Below are 23442 nucleotides of genomic sequence, written 5' to 3' on the forward strand. Positions count from 1 at the left end.
GCTGTTAACCTCAGTTCCGTCGAGCGGGAAAGCCAGTCACTGGAAAATTTACATTATTTGAGACATAAAATCTCCCAAATACCGACAGTGACCGCCCTCAGCATCACTTCGCAGACGCCGGTTGCACACAGAGGCGCAGACGCTTCTGCGGGTCAAAGGTACGGCTGGCGAAGTCCGTCAGCTCATCCGCAGAAATCGCACGGATACGCTCGGCGTAATCACGCCAGCTGTTGACCGGCTGACCGTAGAGCGTATTCAGTGAGGCCTGCATGGCCCGCGATCCGATGGCTTGCAGCCCCTGGCGCTTCTGCACGATGAGCCGCGTGCGGCAGGCCGCGAGTTCCTCCGCCGTGACGCCGCCCGAGCGCAGCCGCTGCGTTTCCTTGTCATACTCGGCCTGCACCGCGGCGACAGCTGCCGGGTGCGTGCCCGCATAGAGGCTGAACAGCCCGCCATCGAGGCCGGGGGTGCGGGCCGCGCCCACGTAGTAGGCCAGGCCGGCCTTTTCACGGACGGTCTCAAAGAGGCGGCTCGACATCCCGCTGAGCAGCTCGTCCAGCAGCTCTCCGGTGTGAAAATCTTTCGAGCGCACACCCGCGTCGGGATAAGCCTCCAGCACGACAGCCTGCTCGCGCGGCAAATGCTCCACCACATCCCCCACCTCGGCGGGAACACCGGGCAGCGCGGGAACGAGCGGCGCAGGCTCACCCGAAAGCTGGGCCAGCAGAGGCTCCAACCTATCGCGGACCGCCGCCTCCTCAATGGCACCGCTGACAGCGATCACCACATTCGGACCACGCACGAGCTGAGAGCGCAACGTCTCGACTTGGGCCAGGGTGAGGGCTTCGAGTCCCTCGCGGGTACCCAGATAGTCATTGGCAAAGGGATGTACCCCGTAGAAACGACGGCGCAGACGGCGGCGTCCGTAGTCGAGGATTTCATCCTCATCCTCCAGTAGCGAGGAGAGCTGACCCTCCCGCTCGAGTGCGAAGGAGGAACCGGTCGGACGCAGGGCGAGAAGCGCATCCGTTATCCATGAGGCTGCCAGCGAAAAATCAGCCGGGAGCGCCTCCGCAGAAAGGCCAAAAGTGTTGTTACCGATAAACTCGCCAAAGGTGCCGCCCACGCGATCGACTTCGGTTGCCAGCTCGGCCGCACTCCGTCGCTCTGTATCGCGGGTCATCAGCGAGGCTAGCACCCCGCAGGCACCGGGAGCACTGACCGGGTCAAGCCCCGGTCCACCCAACATCGCCAGACGCAGATGAACCTTGGGCAGGGTTGGGTCCGACTGCACGAGGAGGCGGGCGCCGTTGGATAACGTCGTCTCGGTAAAGTCCGGCTGCGCGCGCACCGCCGAGGTTTTCTTTGAGAGGTTCGCGGCTTTCGGCTTGGGCTCCAACGTGACTTCACACAAGCCCGGCTCCACCAGATAGCGCCGGGTAGCCGCCTGGAGGTCATCCACACGCAGCGCCGAGAGGCGCGTAAAGTACAGGCGCGGGTAGTCCAGCTCACCCACCACAACCTCGGCCACTCCCAGCCGCGAAGCCTGCCCGGACATGGTCTTGCGGCCATTGACCTCACCGACGACAGCCTGCCGCACCGCCTTGGCCAGCGACTCAGCTGTAATGGCCTTGGGTAAATCCTTGGCCAGCACACGGCGGATCTCGGTCTCGACCTCCTCGCGCTTACCCGGTTCGCAGAGGTAGGACATCCACAGAAGCCCCTGCGAGCCAGGGTTCCAACAGCTGGCGTCGATGTGCTGGACGAGGCGTTTTTCCTCGCGCAGTTTCTGCCACAGGAGCGAGCTTTTGCCGTTACCGAGGATAAAGGCGAGCATGTCCAGCGCCGGGGCCGCCGGGTCCGCCAGACCGGGGATCTTGTACCCGGCCAGACCGCGCACGATATTGTAGTCGCCGCTCAGGCGCTCGGCCCGGGGAGCCAGCTGCGGAGGCTCGGCCGCGACAACCGGAGACGGGCTCAGACCCGGCAGCGCCTGCGCGAAGTATTGCCCCGCCAGCTCGTCCACCCGCTCTGTGGAGAGCGCTCCCGTCACCACCAGCACCATGTTACCCGGCTGGTAGCGGGCCTTGTAGTAGGCATAGAGGGCTTCGCGGGTCACCTGCTCAAAGAGTGGCCGCAGCCCGATGACCGGGAAGCGATAGGGATGCTCACGAAAGGCCGTGCGGGTAAAGGCCTGGAAAAGCTCACGGTCGGGATCGTCGAGCCCCATATCGATTTCGCGCAGGATCACATCACGCTCGGAGGTAAACTCCTCCTCGGGCAGCGTCGCCCGCAGGCCCATGTCAGCCAGGATATCAAAAGTTGCTTCGGCACCCTCGACTGGCGCATCGATATAGTAAACGGTTCGGTCGTAGGTCGTGTAGGCGTTGATGTGCCCTCCGATAGCGTGAGCCTCATGGCTGATGTCGAGCGGACCACGGGTCGGGGTCCCCTTGAAAAGCATGTGCTCCAGAAAGTGAGACAGACCGGCGCCGGTCCAGTCTCCCTCATGGACGCTGCCGGTCTTCACCCACAGCTGGACAGAGACCAGCTCCGCGGAGAAGTCCTCCCGCGAGACCACGGTGAGCCCGTTGGGTAAGGTGCGGCGGTTCACCGGTTGGCGGAAGAGATCGCGGAGAAGCGCCTGGTCGGGCGAAAGATTACGGGCTGGCTGACTCATGGTTACTCAAAAAATAAAAATGGGAGTGGCGCGGGCACATCCTTCAGCGCCCCGGTCTGGCCGATCAAACAAAAACCGCCGGGTGGCTTAAACCCGGCGGCAATAGAGTGGTAACTTAACTAACTGAAACTCACAGGGAGCTCCGGCTCATTAGTCAAATATCACGTGGCAGAGTTCCCTGCATAGAACAAGTTTTGCGTTTCACGCCATCTGTAACGACGGCTTCGTTAACCAGCACTCAGTTCTTGGGCTGTGCCATGTCGGGCGGAGGCGGGAAGAGCTTCAGGTATTCGCCGTAGCCCTCTTTCTCCAGATCGCCCAGCGGGATGAATCTCAGGGAAGCGCTGTTGATGCAGTAGCGCATGCCTTCCGGGCCGGGGCCATCGGGGAAGACGTGCCCCAGATGCGCATCCCCGGTTTTAGAGCGCACCTCCGTGCGGACCATCCCGTGCGAAGTATCCTGCACCTCGACGATCTCCTGCCCATCGACAGGCTTGGTAAAGCTCGGCCAGCCCGTGCCCGAGTCAAACTTATCCGTGGAGGCGAAAAGCGGCTCCCCAGAGATAACATCGACGTACAACCCCGGTTCGTGGTTATCCCAGTAGGCGTTCTGGAAGGGCGGCTCGGTCCCGCCCTCGCAGGCTACCGCGTATTGGACAGGAGTGAGTTTGTCGCGCAGAGAGGATTTATCGGTCATGGTCGAGGTTTCCGTTGAGGATGAGAGCGTACCCGTGGCGGGTATCGAAAGTTTTTCGGCCTTGGAGGCCGTTTCGTCCGAAGAGCCCCCGGTAAAGGGGCAAGAACCGGTGCCGCAGGTGCGGTTGGAATACCCGTAAGTCAGCCAGGCGGCCACACCCAGTATGATCAGGGGCCAGATAAGTTTACGCATGGTTTTTCCTGTGTCGCACAGCCAGGCATAACCTTACAAGCCAAACTCACGCCGAGGGGGTATGGACTCTACCGCTTGCGCTTGACGTGGAAACACCCCTGCTGATTAGCTGTCAGCCTGTGTTATGGAAAAGAAACGCGTCACTCAACTGGATGTGGCCAAGGTGGCCGGCGTCCATCGGGGGACGGTTTCGCTCGCCCTGAAGCACCACCCCAGCATCCCGCAGAAAACACGGGATCGCATAATAAAAATTGCCGAGGAGCTCGGCTACCAGCCCGACCCGCTGCTCTCCGCCCTCGCCGCCTACCGGACGCACTCCAGGCAGCAGCGCTCGTTTAAGGGGACCCTGGCCTGGCTCTTGATCCAGGACCCCGACAAGCCCATGGGCTGGAAGCACTCCCCCATCTACTCCCAATACTACGCAGGTGCCAAAGCACGGGCCAGCCAGTACGGCTACACACTGGAGGAATTCGAAACCCCCAAGAGTAAAAGCAGCCTGAAACATATCGCCTCCGTCTTTCGGGCCCGGAACATCTCGGGCGTGCTCATGTGCCCGCAGGCTCGCCCAAACGCGGCCGTGGACTTCGAGTGGGACGATTTCTCGTTCGTCACTTTCGGCTACACACTCAGCCAGCCAGCCCTGCACACCGTGTCAGCCACTCAGTACCGGGCCACTGTCCAGCTCATCAAAAAGATGCAGGCCTATGGCTACCGCCGCATCGGGCTGGTTTTCGATCACACCCACAGCGAACGCACCGACAACAACTACCTGGCCGGATACCTCGCAGCCCAGTATTCCAGTAAAGAAAAGCCGATTGTCTTTGATAACTACCGGGTGGAAGACTCGAAATTCCTGAAAATGCTACACAGCAAAGACCGCCCGGATGCCATCGTGTCAGGTAACGAGTCGTTGCATGAGTATTTGAAGAAAAATGGCATCCGCGTCCCCGAAGACATCGGCGTAGCCTGCCCGGTCCTAAGCAAAAAAGACGGCGATATGTCCGGCATCTTTGAGGACTCCTTTCACATCGGCGAGGTCGCCGTGGATAAACTGACGAACATGATCATGCGCAGCGAGCGGGGCATCCCCGAGCAGGTGCAGCGCACCCTCATCGAGGGTAAGTGGATCGAAGGAAAAACGCTCCCCGACAAAAACAAAAAAGCCTCGCGCAAGCCGCGAAAACGCGCCGCGAGCAAGACCCCAAAAGCCTGAATGCAGGCGTGGGAGATTCCATCACAGGTCGGATAGACGGACCTGAAAGAGTTTTGATCAGTCAACCCAATGATTTGACAGGACTTTTCCGAGATTGGCCTAGCCATCCCCAGTTAACATCGGCAACGTCGGCTTTTTAACCCAACGCATACAATTATGCCCCAGATTAAAAAAACCGGTATCGGAATCATCGGCTGCGGGAACATCGCCCAGGCCTACTTCAACGGCGCCAAGCTGTTTCAGAACCTCAACGTCGTCTCCTGTGCAGACCTCAACATGGAGGTCGCCAAGGCCAAGGCCGAGGAAAACGAGTGCACGGCACAGACCGTTGATGAGCTGCTCGCCAACCCGGATGTCGAAATGGTCGTCAACCTGACCATCCCCGCCGTCCACGCCAAAGTCAGCCTTGCCGCCCTCGAAGCCGGCAAGCACGTCTACAGCGAAAAGCCGCTCGCCATCGACTTGGATGAAGCCAAGAAGGTCATGGAAACGGCCGAGGCCAAGGGCCTCATGGTCGGCTGCGCTCCGGACACTTTCCTGGGTGGTGGTTACCAGACCTGCCGCAAGCTCGTCGACGACGGCTGGATCGGCAAGCCCATCGCCGGTACGGCGTTCCTCATGAGCCGCGGCCCCGAAGGCTGGCACCCGAACCCCGCCTTCTTCTACGAGCGCGGCGCAGGCCCCATGCTCGACATGGGCCCCTACTACATCACCGCTCTGGTCAACCTGCTCGGCCCGGTCAAGCGCGTCAGCGCCTTCGCCACCAAGGCCTTTGACGAGCGCATGGCCACCTGCAAGGAGCAGTTCGGCAAGATGCTGCCGGTCAGCGTCCCCACGCACAATGCCGGCCTGCTGGAGTTCCACAACGGTGCCGTCATCACGCTGACCGTGTCCTTCGACGTGTATAAGCACAACCACGGCCCGATCGAAATCTACGGCACCGGCGGCTCCCTCAAGGCTCCGGACCCGAACACCTTCGGCGGCCCGATCGAGCTGTGGACCCCCTCCACCAAGGAGTGGACCCCGCAGTCCTTCAGCCACCCGTACCTGCAGAACTCGCGCAGCATCGGTGCTGCCGACATGGCTGCCTCCATCGCCTCCGGCGGCAAGCGCAAGCACCGCGCCAGCGGTGCCCTCGCCTACCACGCCCTGGAGGTCATGCTCTCCTTCGAGAAGTCCTCGCTGGACGGCAAGCCGGTCGATATCGAGTCCCGCCCCGAGCAGCCCGAAGCCCTGCCGATGTATCTGCCCGAAGGCATGATCTAAGCAGCCCGGCGACTCGTACGGACATTCTTTGACGCCAAGAGCCTGAGGTGAGAAACCTCAGGCTCTTTTTTGTACTCAAATCCCTCGCCCAGACACCTGAACAGTCCCCCGCCTGAGCAAGTTACTGAAACAATTCAGCACTTCGCCCTCATACGCCTCCCCCAAAGCTACTGTAACAGTTCAGCACGCGTGTTTTTTATCAGTGAACACGTCTCCTCAAAGTCGCCCGAAAGCCAGCCCCTACACGAAAAAGCTGCCACGGTGAATCCCATGGCAGCCTGTAGCCGTACCTGAACAGCTAGGTCGAAGTGCCCTTAACTAAAGCCGCTCGATATAGACGTAGTAAGCGCCCTGCAGGAGTTGACCAGCCTCGTCGAGGAAGTACGCCTCCAGCACATCCTCACCGGCTTTCAGCTCAGCAGTGATCTCGGCAAAGACCTCACCGGATTTGACGGGGACGGTAGCCTCGACATCGCCGAGACGGATCTTTGCCGCCGAGGGGGCGATGATCTCGCAGGGCGCGCGGTCATCGTTGGCGACCGGAGCGTCGATGGACAGGTCGAGCTCTTCCGGCCAACGCTGGAGCTTGAAGCGGTACTTGCCGTCGGCCACGACCTTGACGTTCCAGCGGCCCGAGCAGGTCTGCGCGCGGATGATGTTCTCCTGCCGCCAGACCATATCGCCCATCACATCCATGGCATCCAGCCGCACCGGGTTCTCCTCCGGGCACCCCAGATACAGGGGGCAAAAGACCTTCAGCCCCTCCTCGACCTCGGCCCAGTAGGCCTCGTAGTCCGCCAGCATCTGCGCGGCCAGCTCGGGATGCTCGGCGGCCACATCTTTGCGCTGACCGGGGTCCTCGCCGATATGGTACAGCTCCCGGCCCTTAACCAGACGCCAGGGGCCGCGCATCATCGAGGTGTCCCACTTGCGGGGCGGCTCGGTATTCTGGCGAAAGTTGACGAAGATGTTGCGCTCCTCAGGGGCCGGAGCGTCCGGGCTGAGCTGTGCGCGGAAGGACTGGCCGTCGAAGGCGGTATCGGCTGGCGGCTCCAGTCCAAACAGCTCGATGAAGGTCGGCAAGAGGTCGATATAGTTGGCGGGCGAGGGAATATCCACCCCACCCTGCATGCCGCCCTGAGGCCAGCGGATGAAGAACGGCACACGGTGCCCGCCCTCGTAGACCGAGGCCTTTCTGCCGCGCATACCGGCGTTGTAGCCGCTGACACAGAACTCGTCTTCGTCCATCTGCATGCCGCCGGAGGTACCGTTGTCGGTCATGAAAATGAGCACCGTATTTTCAGCCAAGCCAGTTTCCTGCAGCATTCCCTCCAGGCGACCGACATTCTCGTCGATGTTCGTGATCATCCCGTAGAACTCCGGGTTGGCGATCTCGGGGTTACCCCGGTAGGGAGCGGCATAGCGGTCAGCTACCCGGTAGGGATCGTGCGGGGCGTTCGTCGCCAGGTAGCAGAAGAAGGGACGGTCCGCATCCTTGTTTTCGCGGATGTAGGCCATCGCCTCGTCAAACCACACGTCCGTACAGTAGCCGTTGTGCTCGACCGGATCGCCGTTGTGGAAATACGTGTCGTCGAAGTAGCTGTTACCCCAAAAGTCCGGCACCTGGCCGACGCCGCCACCCCTGTGCGCCACGACCTTTTCAAAGCCCCGGTCCTGCGGGCGGTACGGGTAGCTGTCCCCGAGGTGCCACTTACCGAAGAGGCCCGTCGCATAACCACTGGCACGGAAGACCTCGGGCATCAGCACCTGATCGGCACGCAGGATGGAGCGGCCCCAGGCGGTGGCCCAGGCTCCGTTGCGGGCCGGATAGCGCCCGGTCATCATCCCGCCGCGGGTCGGCGTACACAGCGGAGCGACGTGGAAGTCCGTCAGCCGGTAGCTGTCTCCATGGAGGCGGTCGATATTGGGCGTGTTGATCCACGGGTTACCGGTGCAGGCCAGGTCACCGTAGCCCTGGTCATCCGTCATGATCAGGATCACATTAGGTTTCTTCGCGGGGTCGGAATTCATACAAAAAAAATACCCCACGGCAAAGTTACCCGACAAATTGTTTTCAACCGTCGGGCATGCCGACCCGCCCACACACCTGTGTAAGCCCGTCAAAACTTTTTTATCAGGAGCCGCCTTGATCAGGGGCTGAAGAAAATTTTTCTGGGCAACCGCGGTCGTGTCTTCAAATTACGGAACGAGTCCGCGAAGGTTGGTTTTGAGGTCGTTTTTCGGGCTTCGAGGCGAGGCAATTTGCCGAATTGTCGAGCCGAGGACACGAAAAAGGAGCCAAAATCCAGCCAAGGGGACGACATGAGATAATTTGAAGACGCGACCTAGTCCAGCCGACTTACCTAGCTGAAGCCCCGCACGCACACCCCGTCCACCGTACCATCATGACACCCGCACCCGATACCTCCGCCATTAACGCCTTTCGCCAAGCCCGCTTCGGGATGTTTATCCACTGGGGCCTCTACGCGCTGCCGGGTGGTCGCTGGAAGGGCGAGATCATGGACTACATCGGGGAGTGGCTGCAGGCACGATTCCGCATCCCCAACGCCGAATACGCCCGGCTGGCCGAGCGCTTCGATCCGGTAGACTTCGACGCGGACGCGTGGGTACGCCTCGCCGCCGAGGCTGGCATCCGCTATCTGGTTTTCACGACGAAGCACCACGACGGCTTTGCCATGTACCACAGCAAGGTCAGCCCCTTTAACATCGTGGACGCCACGCCCTTTGGCCGCGATGTGCTAAAGGAACTCGCCGAGGCCTGCGCCCGCCACGGCGTCAAACTCGGCCTGTACTACTCGCACGCGCTGGACTGGGAAGACCCCGACGGGGCCGACCCCGGCCCGGACATGCACTCCAACTTCGGGATGAGCTGGGGCAATGACTGGGAGTATCCCGAGCGCAAGGAAAAGGACTTTGCCCGCTATCTGGAGCGCAAGGCCAAGCCGCAGCTCAAAGAACTGCTCACCGGCTACGGCCCGATCTTCACCCTCTGGTTTGACTGCCCGCTGGTCATCACCCCCGAGCAGTCCGCCGAAATTCGCCAGTGGGTGAAAAGCTTCCAGCCCGATTGCCTGATCAACAGCCGCATCGGACACGGGATGGAGGACTTCGGCAGCCTTGGCGACAATCAGCGCCCCACCGGTCGCTCCGAGTACCCACTGGAGTCACCCGTCACCCTGAACAAAACCTGGGGCTTCAAGTGGGACGACGACAACTGGGTAGAGCCACGCAAGATCGCCTGCGAGCTGGCCACCCTCATGGACAAGAACGTCAACTACCTCGTCAACGTCGGCCCTCAGCCCGATGGACGATTCCCGGAGGCGAGCGTGGACATCCTCCAGCAGCTCGCCCAGTGGCGCAAGGCCGAGCAGGTCACCATCCAGGGTGCTGGCCCCAACCCCTTTGCGCAGGACTTCCCGTGGGGCTGCTGCACCACGACTGACAGTGGCCTGCAGCTGTTCGTCACGAACTGGCAGCCGATCTTAAACATCCACGGGCTTCTCAGCCCCGTGCGTAGTGCCAGCGTGCCCTTTACGCAAGACGGCGACTCCCTCACCCTCACCCTCCCGCAGTCACACAGCCTGCTGCCCGTGATCCATATTGATTGCGGCGAACCACCCCGCGTGGACACACGCCTCATGCCGCAGCAGGGACGCCTCGACCTCATGCCCTCCCTGGCCGACATCCGCCATGGGGAGCCCACCAAGCTGGGCAAAGGCGCTAACCTCCTGGGGGCCGCTGCGGAGAAATTCGATGTCGATGCGCCCTGCTCGCTCGATGCCGGGGGTGCTCTCATGCACTGGCACCACCCCGGCGATAAATTAATCTGGCGCATCTACGTCCCCGAAGGCGGACGCTACCGCATCAGCGTCATAACGGAGAACCAACTGCACAGCGCCCCGTGGGTGGGCGGACGCGAAGTCGCCATCGGCTTTGACAACCAGACGCTGAAGGGCTGTCTCGGGGAAGACTCGGTCCTGAGCACCGAGTTTTACGCCAGCAGTCTCTCACAGGTGGGAGAGCTGGAGATCAGCGCCCGCACCGAGCACGTCATTAGCTTGGAGAACCTCGCGATCAGCACGCCTCAGGAGGCTCACATGAATCTCGTCGCGCTCCGCCTGGAGAAAATCGGAGACTGACCTCACCTGCCTTAGCGCGCACTCGCGTAGCCCGTGGCGGCAAAGGCTTCCTCATAAAAAGCCACAATCGGAGCCGGATCCGGCAAACCATGCGGGTGGTGTTTACCGCCGGGGATGGTGATCTCCCGGTAGTTGCCTCCCAGCGCCTTAAAGGTTTCGCGCAGCACGCAGGTGTTTTCCTCGTAGGGGACGGTCTCGTCACTGTCGCCGCACACATGCAGGACCGGGATTCCCGCCTGCACAATCGGGGCCAGCACGTCCTTTGACAGCGGTTGGCGTGCGTAGTTGCGGGCCTCGGCATCCGTCAGGCCATAGACAGCGAGCAGCTTGGCCCAGTCTCCGGGACCGCCGGGGCCAGCCCCCATGCCGCCCGGCCAGGTCCGAAAATCGCAGACCGGATTATCCGCGTACAAAGCGAAGACCTTCTCCGGGTGGGCCGAGGTGTAATTGTAAGCGGAGAGACCAGCCCGGCTCATGGCAAGAATCCCCATGCGGGGAGACAGACCGAGATCGGTGGTCGCCATCGTGTGCATGCGGTCAAAAGCCGCCACCGCGCGTGGGCAGCCGTAGTGGTCCGGCAACTCCAAAAAGGCCAGCACCCAGCCACGCTCCAGCAGCGCCAACTGCGTATTCGGAAAAGCCTCGAAGAACTCCGGCTTCCAGACCCACGGGTGTCCTGCCGCCAGCTCACGCGGCAAAACGAAGCGGCAGGGGATGCCCCCACACTCCAGCTTCCATTGTTCAAAACCTTCCCACTCGGAGCACTCGGCTCCGCGGGATTGAAAGAATTCACGCATGGCTTTCATCGGTCGAAGCCCATCTCGATACACCCCACACAGCTCATTGACAACCCCTCTCTTTAACTGAACCACATCTCCGCACAAAGAGATCAAACCTTAGCGCAAAAAGGCACTCAGAACGGCAGTACGCCCATCCCTGAGACAGAGAACCATACAATCCGCTGAGAATTATCCGCAGTTATGAGTTGAATCAAACGACGGAGGGCAGACAATAGGCCGTTAATTCTCTCTGTCCCCGGACGCATGACTGCTGCCCGCAAGAAACGCAAGTACGCTCACTTCAAGGCCGCCAACAGCCCGCGCGATGAACTCATCCATCCCGCCGCTGGCGAGGCCTCGGCCTATGCGCCTGTCCTGGACATTGTAGAATCACTCAGCCCCGCCGAGCTGCGTGAACGTCAGGAGCGCCTGGAGCGCTCGGCCCGCGACGTGGGCATCCACTTCGGGGTCGTCGAGGACGGTAAGCCCCGCGAAGCCGATTGGCGGCTCGATGTGCTGCCACGCATCATCGCCCGTGGCGAGTGGGAGATGCTGCGTGAAGGCATCCTCCAGCGCGCCCGCGCCTTTGACGCCTTTATCCGGGACATGCACAACGAGCAGGACATCCTGCGGCAGCGCGTGCTCCCACACGGACTCCCTCTGGGGGACCCGGCCTTTCAGCGCCCCTTGACCACCATCGATGTGCCCGGCGGCCAGTACTGCCACATCGGAGCCTTTGACCTCGTGCGCGGGGAGGATGGCCAGTGGCGCGTACTGGAGAACCACATGGCGACCTCCTTCGGGATGTCGCTGGCCATGCAAAATCGCCGCATGCTCGCGCAGGCCTTTCCGGAGCTGTTCCAGTCCATGGACATCAGCCCGGTGGCCCCCTTCATCACCCAGTTTTCCGAAAACCTCCGCGCCGCCTCTGGCCAGTCAAACCCGCACATCGTCCTGTTGACCCGGGGTGAGACGAACCAGGCGTACTTCGATGAGAGCTTTCTGGCCCGCCAACTCGGTATCGCCATGGTCCGCCCGGCGGACCTGCTCATCCGCGAGGGCCGTGTATTCCTGAAGACCATCCGCGGGCTGGAGCAGGTGGACGTCATCTACCGGCGGCTGGCCAGCGCTGCCATCGACCCGATCGCCTTCGCCGAGTCGGGCATCCCCGGCATCCCCGGCATCGTCAACTGCGTGCGCAACGGCACGGTACGCTTCGTCAACGCCCTGGGCTGCGGCGTGGCCGACAACCGCTCGCTGCTGCGGCATTCGCGTCAGCTCATCGGCTTTTACCTCAAAGAGCACGCCATCCTCGACTCGGTCCCGACCTACAACTGCGCCGACCGCGACCAGTTCGACTACATCCTCTCGAATAAGGATGACATGGTCCTCAAGCCGATCCAGGACTCCTACACCCTGTTCCGCTACTTCGGGGGCAAACAGCTGCCCGAGAAACGCAGCCGCCTGCTGCGTCTGGCCCGCAAGTGGCCGCACCTGTTCGTCGCCCAGCCTTATCTGCACCCTTCGCAGCTACCCTGCTACGGGCCGGACGGGTTCAAGTCGCACAGCGTGTACCTGCGAGTCTTTTTCCAGCTCGGAGAGAAACCCTCCGTGCTGCCCGGCGGGCTCACCCGCCAGAGCTGGGGCATGCACCGAGACAACCCGCTGACCATCATGTCCGAGGGCATGAAGGACACCTGGGTCCCCGCTCAGCCCTTTGAGTACGCCTCCACCCCGGACCGCGTCACACTCAACCCCGACGAGTACTCCATCAGCTCCCGTCTGGCCGAGGGCCTTTACTGGACTGGCCGCTATCTGGAGCGCATGCAGAACACCGCCCGCCAGCTCAACATCCTGGAGACCCTGCGCTGGGATCAGCTCGGCCGCGCCGCCCAGCGCAGCTACTGGCCACTGTGGAAAGCCGTGGCCGCCGCCAACGGCCAGAGCCAATGGTCCAAGCGCAAGAGCCCGCCCAAGGATACACTCGCCATGACGCGGGCTCTGGTCCTCAAGGCCGACGAGCCCTCGTCCATTATTTCCAGTGCCACCGCCGCCTTCCTCGGAGCCCAGCACATCCGCGACTCGATCAGCCCGGAGGTCTGGCAGGTATTGAGCGAGTTTTACTGGTTCCTGCAAGAGGCCGCGCGTACGCCCAAGGCTTCCCGCACCCGCCTGCGCGAAATCTGCCAACGCATCGTGGACGATGCGGCCCGCCTGGCCGGGACCGCCGACCGCACCATGCTTCATGACGACTCCTGGCAGTTCTTCCGGATTGGTTCCTTCATCGAGCGGGCTCAGGGCACCGCCACTGTGCTGTGCGAAGTGCTCTCCTGGGTCGCCGCCAACCGCGCCGAGGGTAACACCGACGAGGCCGACCTGACCTCCCTGCTGCGCCTGCTCACTTCTCTCGATGCCTACCGGCGTGAGTTCCGCTCCCGCGCCTACCTGGAGCGCGTGGTGAACCTCCTGCTGCAAAACGCCTGCAACCCCAGCTCGGTCAGCCACTGTCTACGCCAGCTGCGCTACGCGGTGAGCACCCTCTCCATCTCGGATGCCACCAATGCCCCCACCGCGCTGGATGAGTCGGTTAATAAACTCATCGCCAAGGTCGAGGGCCTGCCCCTGCAGAGCTTGATGCCCTCCTCCGTCCAGGAGCTGGACTCTGGACTGCTCGAATCCGCTGCCGGACCGCGCCCGGAAATGAAATTTATCCTCGAATCTCTCACTCGGGAACTAGAATTGCTGCATGACCGCTTCGAAGACACGTTCTTCAGCCATCAGACTGAGTTCTATCCCGATCGCCAGCTCCCGCTGGACTGGCAACCCGACGAGTAATGCGCTTCAAGGTCACCCATACCACCCGCTACCGGTACAAGACTCCCGCCTCGGAGTCTTACGCGGAGCTGCGCGTGTGGCCCCAAAACGGGCCGACGCAGAAAATACTCAGCCATAAGCTGGAGATCACCCCCGCTGTACCGGTGGACCACTACACCGATTACTTTGGTAACAAGGTCGAGTACTTCTCCATCCCTTTCCGGCACAACGAGCTCTCCGTCGACGCCGTAGGCGAGGTCGAAACCCATGAAGGGCCTGATCTGTCCCGCGTTCTGGAGACACGCGTCGGGGATGCCCGTCAGATCCTGGCCAGCCAGGCCATCAACACTTTTGACTTCATCCAGAACACCGAGCTCGTCCCCTACTACCGCATCAAGGACGAAGTGGACCGCCCGAACTTCCGCGATGCCGAAACCATCGGCGAGGCCATCCACGGGCTTAACACCTGGATCTACGAGAACTTCGCCTACTCGCCCGGCAGCACCGACATCGGCACCCCCCTGCCCACCGTGCTCGAGACCCGCCAGGGCGTCTGCCAGGACTTCGCTCATTTGATGCTGGCCATCCTGCGCATGCAGGGCATCCCGGCCCGCTACGTCAGCGGCTACATCGAGCCCTACGACCCGACCAAGCCCGGGGCCGAGATGACCGGGGCTGCCGCCAGCCATGCCTGGGTCGAGGTGTACCTGCCCGGCGGGCACTGGTACGGGCTCGACCCGACGAACAATCAGGCCGCCGGTCTGCGGCACGTACGCGTGGCCTCCGGGCGCGACTACAACGACGTAGCCCCGATGCGTGGTGCCTACAAAGGCGCTCAGGACCAGCGCCTGCAGGTTATTGTCACTCTTAAACGCCGCCGTCCCCGTAAAACCGTTTCTTCCCGATCATGATCCAGGTCGAAATCGAACACACCACCCGCTACCGGTACGACAAGCCGGTCAGCTTCGGCCCTCATCAGTTGTTCCTGTATCCGCGTGAAAACCAGGTTGTCCGCGCGCAGGACTTCAAGCTGGAGACCTATCCGGCCGCTCCCACCCGCTGGGTGCGCGACTGCTTCGAAAACGTGGTCGCGCGTACGGACTTCGGAATTCACGTCTCCGAGCTGCTGGAGTTCAGCGCCCTGATTCAGGTACGGCTGCGCATCGAGAACCCCTTTGACTTCATCCTCGACCCCCACGCCATGGCCTACCCCATGCGCTACCAGCCCAAAGAGGAGACAGCCCTCGGGGCCTACCTGCAGGAAGGTGTCAGTGCCGGAGCCAACCGCGTGCTCGACTGGTTCTACCACGCCGTCAGCAACCCCATGCGCTCGGACAACATCGTTTCCTTTCTTTCCGAGATCAACACGGCCATCTTTAAGGACATCACCTACCAGCGCCGGGATGAAATGGGCATCCAGACGCCGGACGAGACGCTGGAAACCCGCTCCGGCTCGTGCCGGGACATGGCCGTGCTCATGATCGCCCTCGTCCGCCAGCTCGGCCTGGCCGCCCGATTCGTGAGCGGCTATCTCTACGATCCGCCCCCCAAGGAGGGTGAGGAAGACCACTCCTTTAACCGTGCCCGCGGCTCCATGCATGCCTGGGTCGAGATCTACCTGCCCGGCGCGGGCTGGAAGGGCTTTGATCCGACCAACGGCATTCTCGCCAACCATTATTTCATCCCCACCGCCGTCTCCAGCGACCCCTACTGGGTCAACCCGATCCAGGGCCGCTACTATCATGACGAGGCGGTGGAATCTCACATGGAGGTAGAACTCAACATCCGGGAAATCACATGAAAAACACGCCGCAGACTCTCGCCGCCGCCCTCGAAGCTTTTTTCACTGCCCGCGACATTCACCTGACCATGGGCGGCGAGCCCACCTTCGTGCCCCTCCAGCCGGAGGCAGCCGAGTGGAACACTGCGGCGATGGGCGAGGAAAAACTCGGCTATGCCCGACGCTTTACCGGCGAGCTGCTCAAGCAGGCCTATCCCGGTGGCCTCGCCATGCAGGTCTTTGGCAAGCACTACCCCGGCGAACCTCTGCCGCGGTGGAACATGCTCACCCTCCACCCCAAAAAAGGCCCCGCTCTGTGGCCCTCACCCGAGCGCCTGCTACTGGACGATGTAGAAGGGCACAACGAGCCTGAGGCTGCCCGCGATCTCGTCAAAGCCCTTGCCGCCGAGCTCAAGCTCTCCGACTTTGCCCTGCCCTGCGCCGAACAGGGCGAGCGCAAAACCGCCGCATGGGTGCTCCCCCTCGACCATGAGGACGGCAAATGGATTTCCGCCACCTGGCCCTTCACGACACGCCAGCCGGTCAAGCTCATCCCGGGGGACAGCCCCGCAGGCTTGCGCCTCCCGCTTTCCGAGCTGTCCGAAGATACCCTGAAGCGTGCCCTCACGGTTGAAGCACGCCACGGCGCCCTGGAGGTGTTCTTCCCGCCGCTGGAGTGGAAGCCTTTCCGCGAGCTGGCCGGGATGATTTTTTCCATCGTGGAGAAGCAGGACCTGCACGAGCTGGTCTTCTGTGGCTATGCCCCCTCCGGCTGCGGCCCGACCGTGGAGAAGTTTTCCCTCGCCGCCGACCCCGGCGTACTTGAGGCTAATCTCCCCCCCTGCCCGGACTGGGAGACGTACCAGCGCTGTCTGGACCAGATGTATGACACCGCCGAGTCCACTGGACTGCGCGCGGTCAAGTACCACCTCAACGGCTCTGTCCAGGCCACCGGCGGCGGCTCGCACCTGTGCTTTGGCGGTCCCGACGAGAAGCGCAACCCCTTCCACCGCGACCCGGCCCTGCTGGCCTCCATCCTGCGCTACTGGCAGCACCACCCCGCTCTCGGGTACTTTTTTACCGGGCAGTACGTCGGCACCGGCTGTCAGGCCCCCCGCATCGACGAGAGCGGCACCCATGCCGCCTACGAGCTGGAGCTCGCCTGCGAGGCACTGGAATCCTCCCAGCCCGACCCCGAGCAGATCGACCGGCTCCTGCGCAACCTCCTGACCGACTCCAGCGGGAACACCCACCGCGCGGAAATCTGCGTGGACAAGTACCATAACTACGCCGCCCCCAACGGCAAGACCGGCATCATCGAGCTACGCGCCTTCGAGGTCTTCCCCACCGCCGAGATGCTTGGGCTGGCCGGGCTCTTTATCCGCACCCTTATCGCCCGCCTCGTAGTAGAGCCTTTCCGGGAACCGATGCACCGCTTTGGCCCCGAGCTGCACGACAAGTACTTCCTCCCCGCCGCCCTGTGGGCCGATCTGGGAGCGATCTGCCGCGACCTTAAAAAGCACGGCTTCGACTTCAAGCTGGAGTGGCTGCGCCCGCTGCTGGACTTCCGCTTCCCGCTGCGCGGCGAGCTCGATCTGGGCAAGGACGCGACACTGACCGTCCGGCAGGCCCTGGAGGCCTGGCCGCTCATGGCCGAGGAAAACATCGGCGGGCCCACCGTGCGCATGGTGGACAACTCCACCGACCGGCTGGAGCTTTCGCTCTCCGACAAGTCCCTGCTCGAAACTCACGCCCTGCTCTGCAACGGCGTAGAAATCCCCTGGCAGCGTATCGGTGGTCAATCCGTCTGCGGCCTGCGCTACAAGTGCGCCAGCGGCTGGCCCGCCCTGCACCCGCATGTGCCCATCCAGGCGCCGCTGCTTTTCCAGTGGATCAACCGGAAAACCCGCCGCATCGCCAAAGCCGCCCACTACTACTACTGGAATCCACACGGCCCCGTCTACCACGGCCGCCCCAAAGATGCCGAGGAGGCCACCAAGCGCTCGACCGAGCGCTGGCGCATCCTGCCCCCGACCGACGAAAAGGCTGACACCCGCGAGGCCCGGAGTTTCCCGGAAATGCGTTTTACCCTCGATTTGCGGCGGCACGCGCATTGACCCCGGCCCGGATGTGCGTTTTGATCTGCGCCCATTGATGCGGTTCCTGCTCCTCATACTCGCCCTCACGCTGCTTGCTGGCTGCGGTCGCCACCGTACGCCGGTGGAAAAAGCCAACGAGGAGGGCATCCTGCTCATCGGTAATGGCACCGACCCGAAGGACCTCGACCCGCAGATCACCACCGGGCTGCCCGAGTTTGTCGTGCAGACCTCGCTCTTTGAGGGGCTGACCACGCCCAACCCAAAGACCTCCGCCCCCGAGCCCGGCGTCGCCGAGAGCTGGACCGTCAACGCAGACAGCACGGTCTTCACCTTTCACCTGCGCCCCGAGGCCCGCTGGTCCAACGGCGACCCCGTCACCGCGCAGGACTTCGCCTTCTCCTACGAGCGCATCCTCAGCCCGGCCTTTGCCGCCGAGTACGCGATGCTGCTCTTCCCGATCAAAAACGCCCGCGCCTTTAACGCCGGGGAGGTCACGGACTTCTCAAAGGTCGGCGTCAAGGCACTCGATACGCACACCCTGGAGCTCACACTGGAGGGCCCGACGCCCCACCTGCCCACCGTTATCAGCCACAACGCCTACTTTCCGGTCCACCCGCCCACCATTTTAAAGTTCGGCAAGATGACCGACCGGCACACCCGCTGGACCAAGCCCGGCAACCTCGTCTCCAACGGCCCCTTCCAGCTCGAAGACTGGAACCTCAACGAGCGCGTCCTGGTCAAGCGCAACCCCTACTACTGGGACGCCGACACCGTGCGCCTCAACGGCATCGCCTTCCTGCCCATCACCAACCAGAACACCGAGGAGCGGGCCTTCCGCTCCGGGCAGCTCCACGTCACCAACTCCGTGCCCCTGAGCAAGCGCGACGCCTACCGGCTCGCGGACTCGCCCGACCTGCACATGGACCCCTGGCTGGGCACCTACTACTACCTGCTCAACACCGCACGCCCCCCCTTTGACGACCCGCTCGTGCGCGAGGCCTTCAACGCCGCCATCGACCGGCAGGCGCTGGTGGACACCGTCACCCGCGGCGGAGAGACCATAGCCTTCTCCATTGTCCCCCCCAACATGGAGCCCTACCAGCCCCCCGCCAGCCCGATAAGGGAAGACGTGGCGCACGCGCAAAAGCTCCTCGCCGAGGCGGGCTACCCCGGCGGCAAGGGCTTCCCCACGGTCGAGCTCCTTTACAATACCTCCGAGACACACCGCCCCATCGCCGAAGCCCTCCAGCGCATGTGGTACGACAACCTCGGGGTCGAGGTCGATCTGGTCAACCAGTCCTGGCCCGTCTACCTCGACCGCCGCAAAAAGGGCGACTACGACATCGCACGGGCCGGGTGGTTCGGCGACTTCAATGACGCCAGCACCTTTCTGACCATGTGGACCGCCGACTCCGGCCTCAACCACTCCGGCTGGGCCAGCCCGGAGTTTGACGCGCTGATCAAGCAGTCCGAGATGACCGGCGACCCCACCGAGCGCTTAAACATCCTCCGCGAGGCCGAGTCGGTCTTTCTGCGCGACATGCCGATCATCCCGCTGTACTACTACAACCGCATCTACCTCAAGCGCCCCGAGGTCAAAGGCTGGTACCCGAACCTGCTCGACCTGCACCCCTTCAAGTATGTGTATCTGGAAACGGATACACCGGCCAAGAGCGAATCCGGCAACTAAACAGTAATCCTTCATGCTAACCTTTGTCCTTAGACGTTTCCTCGAAGCCATTCTGGTGCTCTGGCTCATCGTGACGGCGACGTTCTTCATGGTGCGACTGGTGCCGGGTGGGCCGTTTGATGGCGAGAAGGACATCCCCGAGGTCACCCGCCAGCAGCTGGAGGCCTACTACGGCCTCGATAAACCGCTGCCCGTGCAGTACCTCAACTATCTCGGTAACCTCGTGCAGGGAGACCTCGGCACCACCTTTAAATATCAGGGCTGGACGGTGAACGAAATCATCGCCCGCAAGCTGCCCGTCTCCTTTGAGCTGGGGGCGCTCGCCATGGGCATCGCGCTGGTCATCGGCATCGGCGCCGGTGTACTGGCCGCCTGGCGGCCCGGTACCACAACGGACACCGCCCCCATGTCGCTGGCCATGCTCGGTATCTGCCTGCCCACGTTTGTGCTGGGGCCGCTGCTCATCCTTGTATTCGGATTAAAACTACACCTCGTCAATGTCATGGGCTGGAACCTGCCGCAGGACCGCATCCTGCCTGCGCTGACGCTGGGCCTGTTCTATGCCGCCTATGTGGCCCGCCTCACCCGTGCCAGCATGCTGGAGATTCGCCGTGAGGACTACATGCGCACGGCCCGCGCCAAAGGGCTGCCCGAGGCGCGCGTGTACCTGCTGCACGGCCTGCGCAACGGCCTCTCCCCCGTCGTCTCCTATCTCGGCCCCGCCCTGGCCGGGCTGATCAGCGGCTCCTTTGTGGTGGAGACTATCTTTAACATCCCCGGACTGGGCCGGTTTTTCGTGCAGGCCGCCCTCGACAACGACTACACCATGGTCCTCGGCTGCGTGCTCTTTTACGCCGCTCTCATCATCGTCTTTAACCTGATCTCGGACATCCTGCTGGTTTGGCTCAACCCCCGGAGGAAGCTCTCGTGAAGAACTTCGGGGAAAAAGCCGCGCCGGTGGCCGGACGCTCGCTGGGCGCCGATGCCTGGCGCCGCCTCTGCGCCAACCGCATGGCCATGGGCGGGCTGGCCTTTACCGTGCTGGTCACGCTGGCCTGCATCGTCGGCCCGTGGCTGCTGCCGCACGCTCCCGAGACGCAGGACCTCGCCCTCGGTGCCAGCGGTCCAAGCGCCACGCACTGGCTGGGCACGGACACCCTCGGGCGCGATCTGCTGGCGCGCATCCTCAGCGGCGGGCGCGTCTCGCTGATGGTGGGAGCCGTCGCCACGACAGTGGCCCTCGTCATTGGAGTCAGCTACGGGATCGTCTCCGGCTACGCCGGAGGCCGCACCGATCGCCTCATGATGCGCTTTGTCGAGATCATCTACTCGATGCCCTTCACGGTCTTCGTCATCATCCTGATGGTGGTCTTCGGGCGGCACCTGTGGCTGATATTCGTCGCCATCGGGGCGGTCGAGTGGCTGACCATGGCCCGCATCGTGCGCGGCCAGGTCCTCGCCCTGCGCGAGCAGGCCTTTGTCCAGGCCTCGCGCAGCCTCGGGCAGGGTCCCTTAAAGATCATGACCCGCCACCTGCTGCCCAACCTGCTGGGCGTGATCATCGTCTACGCCACCCTGACCGTGCCCGGTGTCATGCTGCTGGAGGCCTTTATCAGCTTTCTCGGGCTGGGCGTGCAGCCGCCGGACACCAGCTGGGGCGACCTCATCCGCGCCGGAGCCGAGAGCATGGAGGAGTACCCCTGGCTGCTCATCTATCCCAGCCTGTTTTTCTCCGCCACCCTCTTCTCGCTCAACTTCCTCGGGGACGGCCTGCGCGACGCCCTTGACCCCAGGGCTTAGTGTTCATGGGGGCTATGCGCCCCCATACCCCGCAGCAGGCGAAGCCTGCACTTTCGATGCTACGCATCGTGTCAGCGATACTAGTGTTTGGAATTGTCTGTTAACCGGGGCAGCGAACGCAGTGAGCGATGGGGCAGAGCCCCATCAATGCCACCGGGTGCAACCCGGGGGGCGCAGAGCCCCCAACGCAAAACTACTACCCCCACACAAGGCGGCAGCGGCAGATGGCTTCGGAGCCGCGGAGGGTTTCGACCACGGTCTCGTCCTCGGAGAGATCGTGACGCGTCAGGCGCAGCGCGTCCCCGAAGTAACCCTCGGCCAGATAGGTAATTTCAAAACGCCGGATGGCTTTCTCCCGGTACTCAGACAGGTCGAACACATCGAGGCTATGCTCGATGTACTTCACGCTGTTGAGGTGGCCGTTGATATCGATGTCGCTGTAGCCCACCGTGTAATCGCGCGCGGATACACCATCAGGTGTGCCAGCCGGGATCTTTTTCATGCGCGCAATCGGGCACTCGGTCTCTTCGCAGACATAGTCCGCGATGTCCGGACGCCAGGACGGGATGTTGACCGGCCGGCGGGTCTCCATATTGAGGGCGACCCACACGCTGCGGGCGTAGCCGATGGGCTGCCCCTGCTCACCCAGAAAGCGGAAGCAGCGCTGCGTGTAAAAGCGGGCCACCGCCTCCACCCAGGTTTCAATCGTCAGCGACTGATCCCGGTGCGGCGGCTCCAGCCACTCGATCGCCATCTTTGTCAGTACCCAGGCGACGCCGTCGCGTGAAATATGCTCGTACCCGAACCCGCGCTCGTGCGCGTGGCGGCTGGCTGCATGCAGGATCATCCCGCCCAGCAGCGGCATCGGAGCCCGCCCCTGAAAATCGCACATGTAGGACTGGATGTGAAAGGGGAAGGAACCGACTTTGGATGACATGGGGTGCAAAAAATAGAATGAGCGGCTGCTAAATCCTGGCCGGGACCCGGAGCTGGCGCAGGGCCTCGTAGGTCGCGATGCCCACGGCCGTGGAGAGATTGAGCGAGCGCAGTTCGGGATTATACTGCGGCAGGGTAACGCGGTTCTCACCGACCTCGGTATGAAGCCACTCGGGGCTGCCGTGCCCCTCGTTACCGAAGACTAAGCCGTCACCCTCCTCAAACTTCGCATCCCAGTAGACCTGTGTGGCCTTGGTGGTAAAAAGCCAGAGTCGCTTCGGGGCGTGTTCGCTGGCCCGGAATGCCGTCCAGTCGGCGTGGTGGTGAACATCGAGCGAGTACCAGTAGTCCATGCCGCTGCGCTTGAGGTGCCGGTCGGTGATCGTGAACCCCAGCGGATGGATCAGGTGCAGGCGGCACTTTGTAATCGCACACATGCGCCCGACATTACCCGTGTTTTGCGGGATTTCTGGCTGAAATAGGACGATGTGCAGCATCACGAAGAAGTTTGGGAAGTCCGACTGGACCAGTCAACAATAGCGTGCCTCATGGATAACGAGTCTTGTTTTTATCCACTGATTTCACAGATGAGCACAGATTTTTTCTTCATAAAAAATATCCGTGTTTCATCCGTGGCTAATTCGTCGTCTCAAAACAAATGAGAAGAGTATTGGCAGGGTAAGGCAGTACCGGGGCAGCGAGCCTTTGCGAACGATGGGGCGGAGCCCCATCGGCGATGCGAAGCATCACGCGTGCAGGGCTTAGCCCTGCCTACCGGCGGTAGCTGATGGCGCGCTCGGCCTCGCGCATCTGGTCCTTCTTCTTGATGTCCTCGCGCTTGTCGAAGAGCTTCTTGCCCTTGCACAGGGCGATCTCGAGCTTGATCAGGCCAGATTTAAAATACAGGCGCAGCGGGATCAGTGCCTGCCCACCGGCCTCCATCTCGAGCTTGAGGCGGTCGATTTCCTTTTTATGCAGGAGCAGGACGCGGGGCCGGGTCGGGTTGTGGTTCTCCCGGTTGCCGAACTCGTACTCCAGGATATGCGAGCCGTAGAGCGTGGGCACATCCCCACGGTCGATGCGGACAAAGGCGTCGTTGATCTGGCCCTTACCGGCGCGGATAGATTTGACCTCGGTGCCGGTGAGTTTGATCCCGGCCTCGAACTTCTCACCAATAAAGAAGTTACGCCCCGCCTTGGAATTGCGGACCTCGCGGTAGCGCTCCTGTTCTTTCTTTTTGGCTGCCATCGGTCAATCCGGGATGCAGAGGCCGCTCCGCCCAGTCGCCCAGACGGAAGAGTCTTTACGGGGTGTGCGAGGCCTCAGCGGCCCGTCA

At 62.5% G+C, this 23442-nt stretch carries 17 protein-coding genes; 10 read left to right on the top strand and 7 right to left on the bottom strand.

Annotated features, from left to right (window positions below):
• Window positions 1-103 precede the first annotated feature (103 nt).
• Together K0V07_RS00545 and msrB are read right to left on the bottom strand one after the other, a co-directional pair.
• Window positions 104-2680, bottom strand: a complete 2577-nt coding sequence (locus K0V07_RS00545) for a pitrilysin family protein (RefSeq protein WP_220622586.1) — start codon at window positions 2678-2680, stop codon at window positions 104-106.
• Window positions 2681-2918: 238 nt separating this feature from the next.
• On the bottom strand, window positions 2919-3377 hold the full coding sequence (msrB, locus tag K0V07_RS00550; protein ID WP_345778165.1) for a peptide-methionine (R)-S-oxide reductase MsrB: 459 nt from the start codon (window positions 3375-3377) through the stop codon (window positions 2919-2921).
• A 316-nt stretch (window positions 3378-3693) separates the two neighbouring features.
• Between msrB and K0V07_RS00555 the strand changes: the two genes are divergently transcribed.
• Together K0V07_RS00555 and K0V07_RS00560 are read left to right on the top strand one after the other, a co-directional pair.
• The gene (locus K0V07_RS00555; RefSeq protein ID WP_220622588.1) at window positions 3694-4782 is read left to right on the top strand and encodes a LacI family DNA-binding transcriptional regulator; all 1089 of its coding nucleotides are present in this window, start codon (window positions 3694-3696) and stop codon (window positions 4780-4782) included.
• 156 nt (window positions 4783-4938) lie between these two features.
• Window positions 4939-6048 (top strand): Gfo/Idh/MocA family oxidoreductase, encoded by a 1110-nt coding sequence (locus K0V07_RS00560; protein ID WP_220622589.1) that lies wholly within the window; start codon window positions 4939-4941, stop codon window positions 6046-6048.
• A gap of 318 nt (window positions 6049-6366) precedes the next feature.
• Here K0V07_RS00560 and K0V07_RS00565 read toward each other — a convergent pair whose 3' ends face one another.
• The gene (locus tag K0V07_RS00565) at window positions 6367-8079 is read right to left on the bottom strand and encodes an arylsulfatase (RefSeq protein ID WP_220622590.1); all 1713 of its coding nucleotides are present in this window, start codon (window positions 8077-8079) and stop codon (window positions 6367-6369) included.
• 374 nt (window positions 8080-8453) lie between these two features.
• Here K0V07_RS00565 and K0V07_RS00570 point away from each other — a divergent pair, with 374 nt between their 5' ends.
• A complete protein-coding gene (locus K0V07_RS00570; protein WP_220622591.1) occupies window positions 8454-10208 on the top strand; it encodes an alpha-L-fucosidase in 1755 nt (584 codons plus the stop codon).
• A gap of 11 nt (window positions 10209-10219) precedes the next feature.
• On the opposite strand, the gene K0V07_RS00575 is transcribed toward K0V07_RS00570, so the two are convergent.
• Window positions 10220-11005 (bottom strand): hypothetical protein, encoded by a 786-nt coding sequence (locus K0V07_RS00575; protein ID WP_220622592.1) that lies wholly within the window; start codon window positions 11003-11005, stop codon window positions 10220-10222.
• Between the two features lie 246 nt (window positions 11006-11251).
• Between K0V07_RS00575 and K0V07_RS00580 the strand changes: the two genes are divergently transcribed.
• From K0V07_RS00580 to K0V07_RS00610, 7 genes are read left to right on the top strand one after another with little or no spacing between them, the layout of a single operon-like run.
• Window positions 11252-13822 carry a circularly permuted type 2 ATP-grasp protein gene (locus K0V07_RS00580; RefSeq protein ID WP_220622593.1) on the top strand — a complete coding sequence of 857 codons (2571 nt, stop codon included), beginning with the start codon at window positions 11252-11254 and terminating at the stop codon, window positions 13820-13822.
• A complete protein-coding gene (locus tag K0V07_RS00585; RefSeq protein WP_220622594.1) occupies window positions 13822-14712 on the top strand; it encodes a transglutaminase family protein in 891 nt (296 codons plus the stop codon). The genes K0V07_RS00580 and K0V07_RS00585 overlap by 1 nt, the downstream gene beginning before the upstream one ends.
• A complete protein-coding gene (locus tag K0V07_RS00590; protein ID WP_220622595.1) occupies window positions 14709-15602 on the top strand; it encodes a transglutaminase family protein in 894 nt (297 codons plus the stop codon). The genes K0V07_RS00585 and K0V07_RS00590 overlap by 4 nt, the downstream gene beginning before the upstream one ends.
• Complete coding sequence (locus K0V07_RS00595; protein ID WP_220622596.1) at window positions 15599-17698, top strand: transglutaminase family protein; 2100 nt, start codon at window positions 15599-15601, stop codon at window positions 17696-17698. The genes K0V07_RS00590 and K0V07_RS00595 overlap by 4 nt, the downstream gene beginning before the upstream one ends.
• A 37-nt stretch (window positions 17699-17735) precedes the next feature.
• Complete coding sequence (locus K0V07_RS00600; protein ID WP_220622597.1) at window positions 17736-19370, top strand: peptide ABC transporter substrate-binding protein; 1635 nt, start codon at window positions 17736-17738, stop codon at window positions 19368-19370.
• Between the two features lie 13 nt (window positions 19371-19383).
• A complete protein-coding gene (locus K0V07_RS00605) occupies window positions 19384-20301 on the top strand; it encodes an ABC transporter permease (RefSeq protein WP_220622598.1) in 918 nt (305 codons plus the stop codon).
• Window positions 20298-21170 (top strand): ABC transporter permease, encoded by an 873-nt coding sequence (locus K0V07_RS00610; protein WP_345778166.1) that lies wholly within the window; start codon window positions 20298-20300, stop codon window positions 21168-21170. Before K0V07_RS00605 ends, K0V07_RS00610 begins: the two co-directional genes overlap by 4 nt.
• 196 nt (window positions 21171-21366) lie before the next feature.
• Here K0V07_RS00610 and K0V07_RS00615 read toward each other — a convergent pair whose 3' ends face one another.
• The 3 genes from K0V07_RS00615 to smpB form a co-directional block, all read right to left on the bottom strand.
• Window positions 21367-22107, bottom strand: coding sequence for an acyl-ACP thioesterase domain-containing protein (locus K0V07_RS00615; RefSeq protein ID WP_220622599.1), 741 nt, complete (start codon window positions 22105-22107; stop codon window positions 21367-21369).
• 28 nt (window positions 22108-22135) lie between these two features.
• Window positions 22136-22603 (bottom strand): tRNA (cytidine(34)-2'-O)-methyltransferase, encoded by a 468-nt coding sequence (locus K0V07_RS00620; protein ID WP_220622600.1) that lies wholly within the window; start codon window positions 22601-22603, stop codon window positions 22136-22138.
• 274 nt (window positions 22604-22877) lie between these two features.
• Complete coding sequence (gene smpB / locus K0V07_RS00625; protein ID WP_220622601.1) at window positions 22878-23354, bottom strand: SsrA-binding protein SmpB; 477 nt, start codon at window positions 23352-23354, stop codon at window positions 22878-22880.
• Between the last annotated feature and the right edge of the window lie 88 nt (window positions 23355-23442).

This window comes from Ruficoccus sp. ZRK36 (assembly GCF_019603315.1).
GTDB lineage: Bacteria > Verrucomicrobiota > Verrucomicrobiia > Opitutales > Cerasicoccaceae > Ruficoccus.

Excerpts from the sequence above, each read along its gene's own strand:
- K0V07_RS00545 (WP_220622586.1), bottom strand. The coding sequence starts at position 2,680 with ATGAGTCAGCCAGCCCGTAATCTTTCGCCCGACCAGGCGCTTCTCCGC.
- msrB (WP_345778165.1), bottom strand. The coding sequence starts at position 3,377 with ATGACCGATAAATCCTCTCTGCGCGACAAACTCACTCCTGTCCAATAC.
- K0V07_RS00555 (WP_220622588.1), top strand. The coding sequence starts at position 3,694 with ATGGAAAAGAAACGCGTCACTCAACTGGATGTGGCCAAGGTGGCCGGC.
- K0V07_RS00560 (WP_220622589.1), top strand. The coding sequence starts at position 4,939 with ATGCCCCAGATTAAAAAAACCGGTATCGGAATCATCGGCTGCGGGAAC.
- K0V07_RS00565 (WP_220622590.1), bottom strand. The coding sequence starts at position 8,079 with ATGAATTCCGACCCCGCGAAGAAACCTAATGTGATCCTGATCATGACG.
- K0V07_RS00570 (WP_220622591.1), top strand. The coding sequence starts at position 8,454 with ATGACACCCGCACCCGATACCTCCGCCATTAACGCCTTTCGCCAAGCC.
- K0V07_RS00575 (WP_220622592.1), bottom strand. The coding sequence starts at position 11,005 with ATGCGTGAATTCTTTCAATCCCGCGGAGCCGAGTGCTCCGAGTGGGAA.
- K0V07_RS00580 (WP_220622593.1), top strand. The coding sequence starts at position 11,252 with ATGACTGCTGCCCGCAAGAAACGCAAGTACGCTCACTTCAAGGCCGCC.
- K0V07_RS00585 (WP_220622594.1), top strand. The coding sequence starts at position 13,822 with ATGCGCTTCAAGGTCACCCATACCACCCGCTACCGGTACAAGACTCCC.
- K0V07_RS00590 (WP_220622595.1), top strand. The coding sequence starts at position 14,709 with ATGATCCAGGTCGAAATCGAACACACCACCCGCTACCGGTACGACAAG.
- K0V07_RS00595 (WP_220622596.1), top strand. The coding sequence starts at position 15,599 with ATGAAAAACACGCCGCAGACTCTCGCCGCCGCCCTCGAAGCTTTTTTC.
- K0V07_RS00600 (WP_220622597.1), top strand. The coding sequence starts at position 17,736 with ATGCGGTTCCTGCTCCTCATACTCGCCCTCACGCTGCTTGCTGGCTGC.
- K0V07_RS00605 (WP_220622598.1), top strand. The coding sequence starts at position 19,384 with ATGCTAACCTTTGTCCTTAGACGTTTCCTCGAAGCCATTCTGGTGCTC.
- K0V07_RS00615 (WP_220622599.1), bottom strand. The coding sequence starts at position 22,107 with ATGTCATCCAAAGTCGGTTCCTTCCCCTTTCACATCCAGTCCTACATG.
- K0V07_RS00620 (WP_220622600.1), bottom strand. The coding sequence starts at position 22,603 with ATGCTGCACATCGTCCTATTTCAGCCAGAAATCCCGCAAAACACGGGT.
- smpB (WP_220622601.1), bottom strand. The coding sequence starts at position 23,354 with ATGGCAGCCAAAAAGAAAGAACAGGAGCGCTACCGCGAGGTCCGCAAT.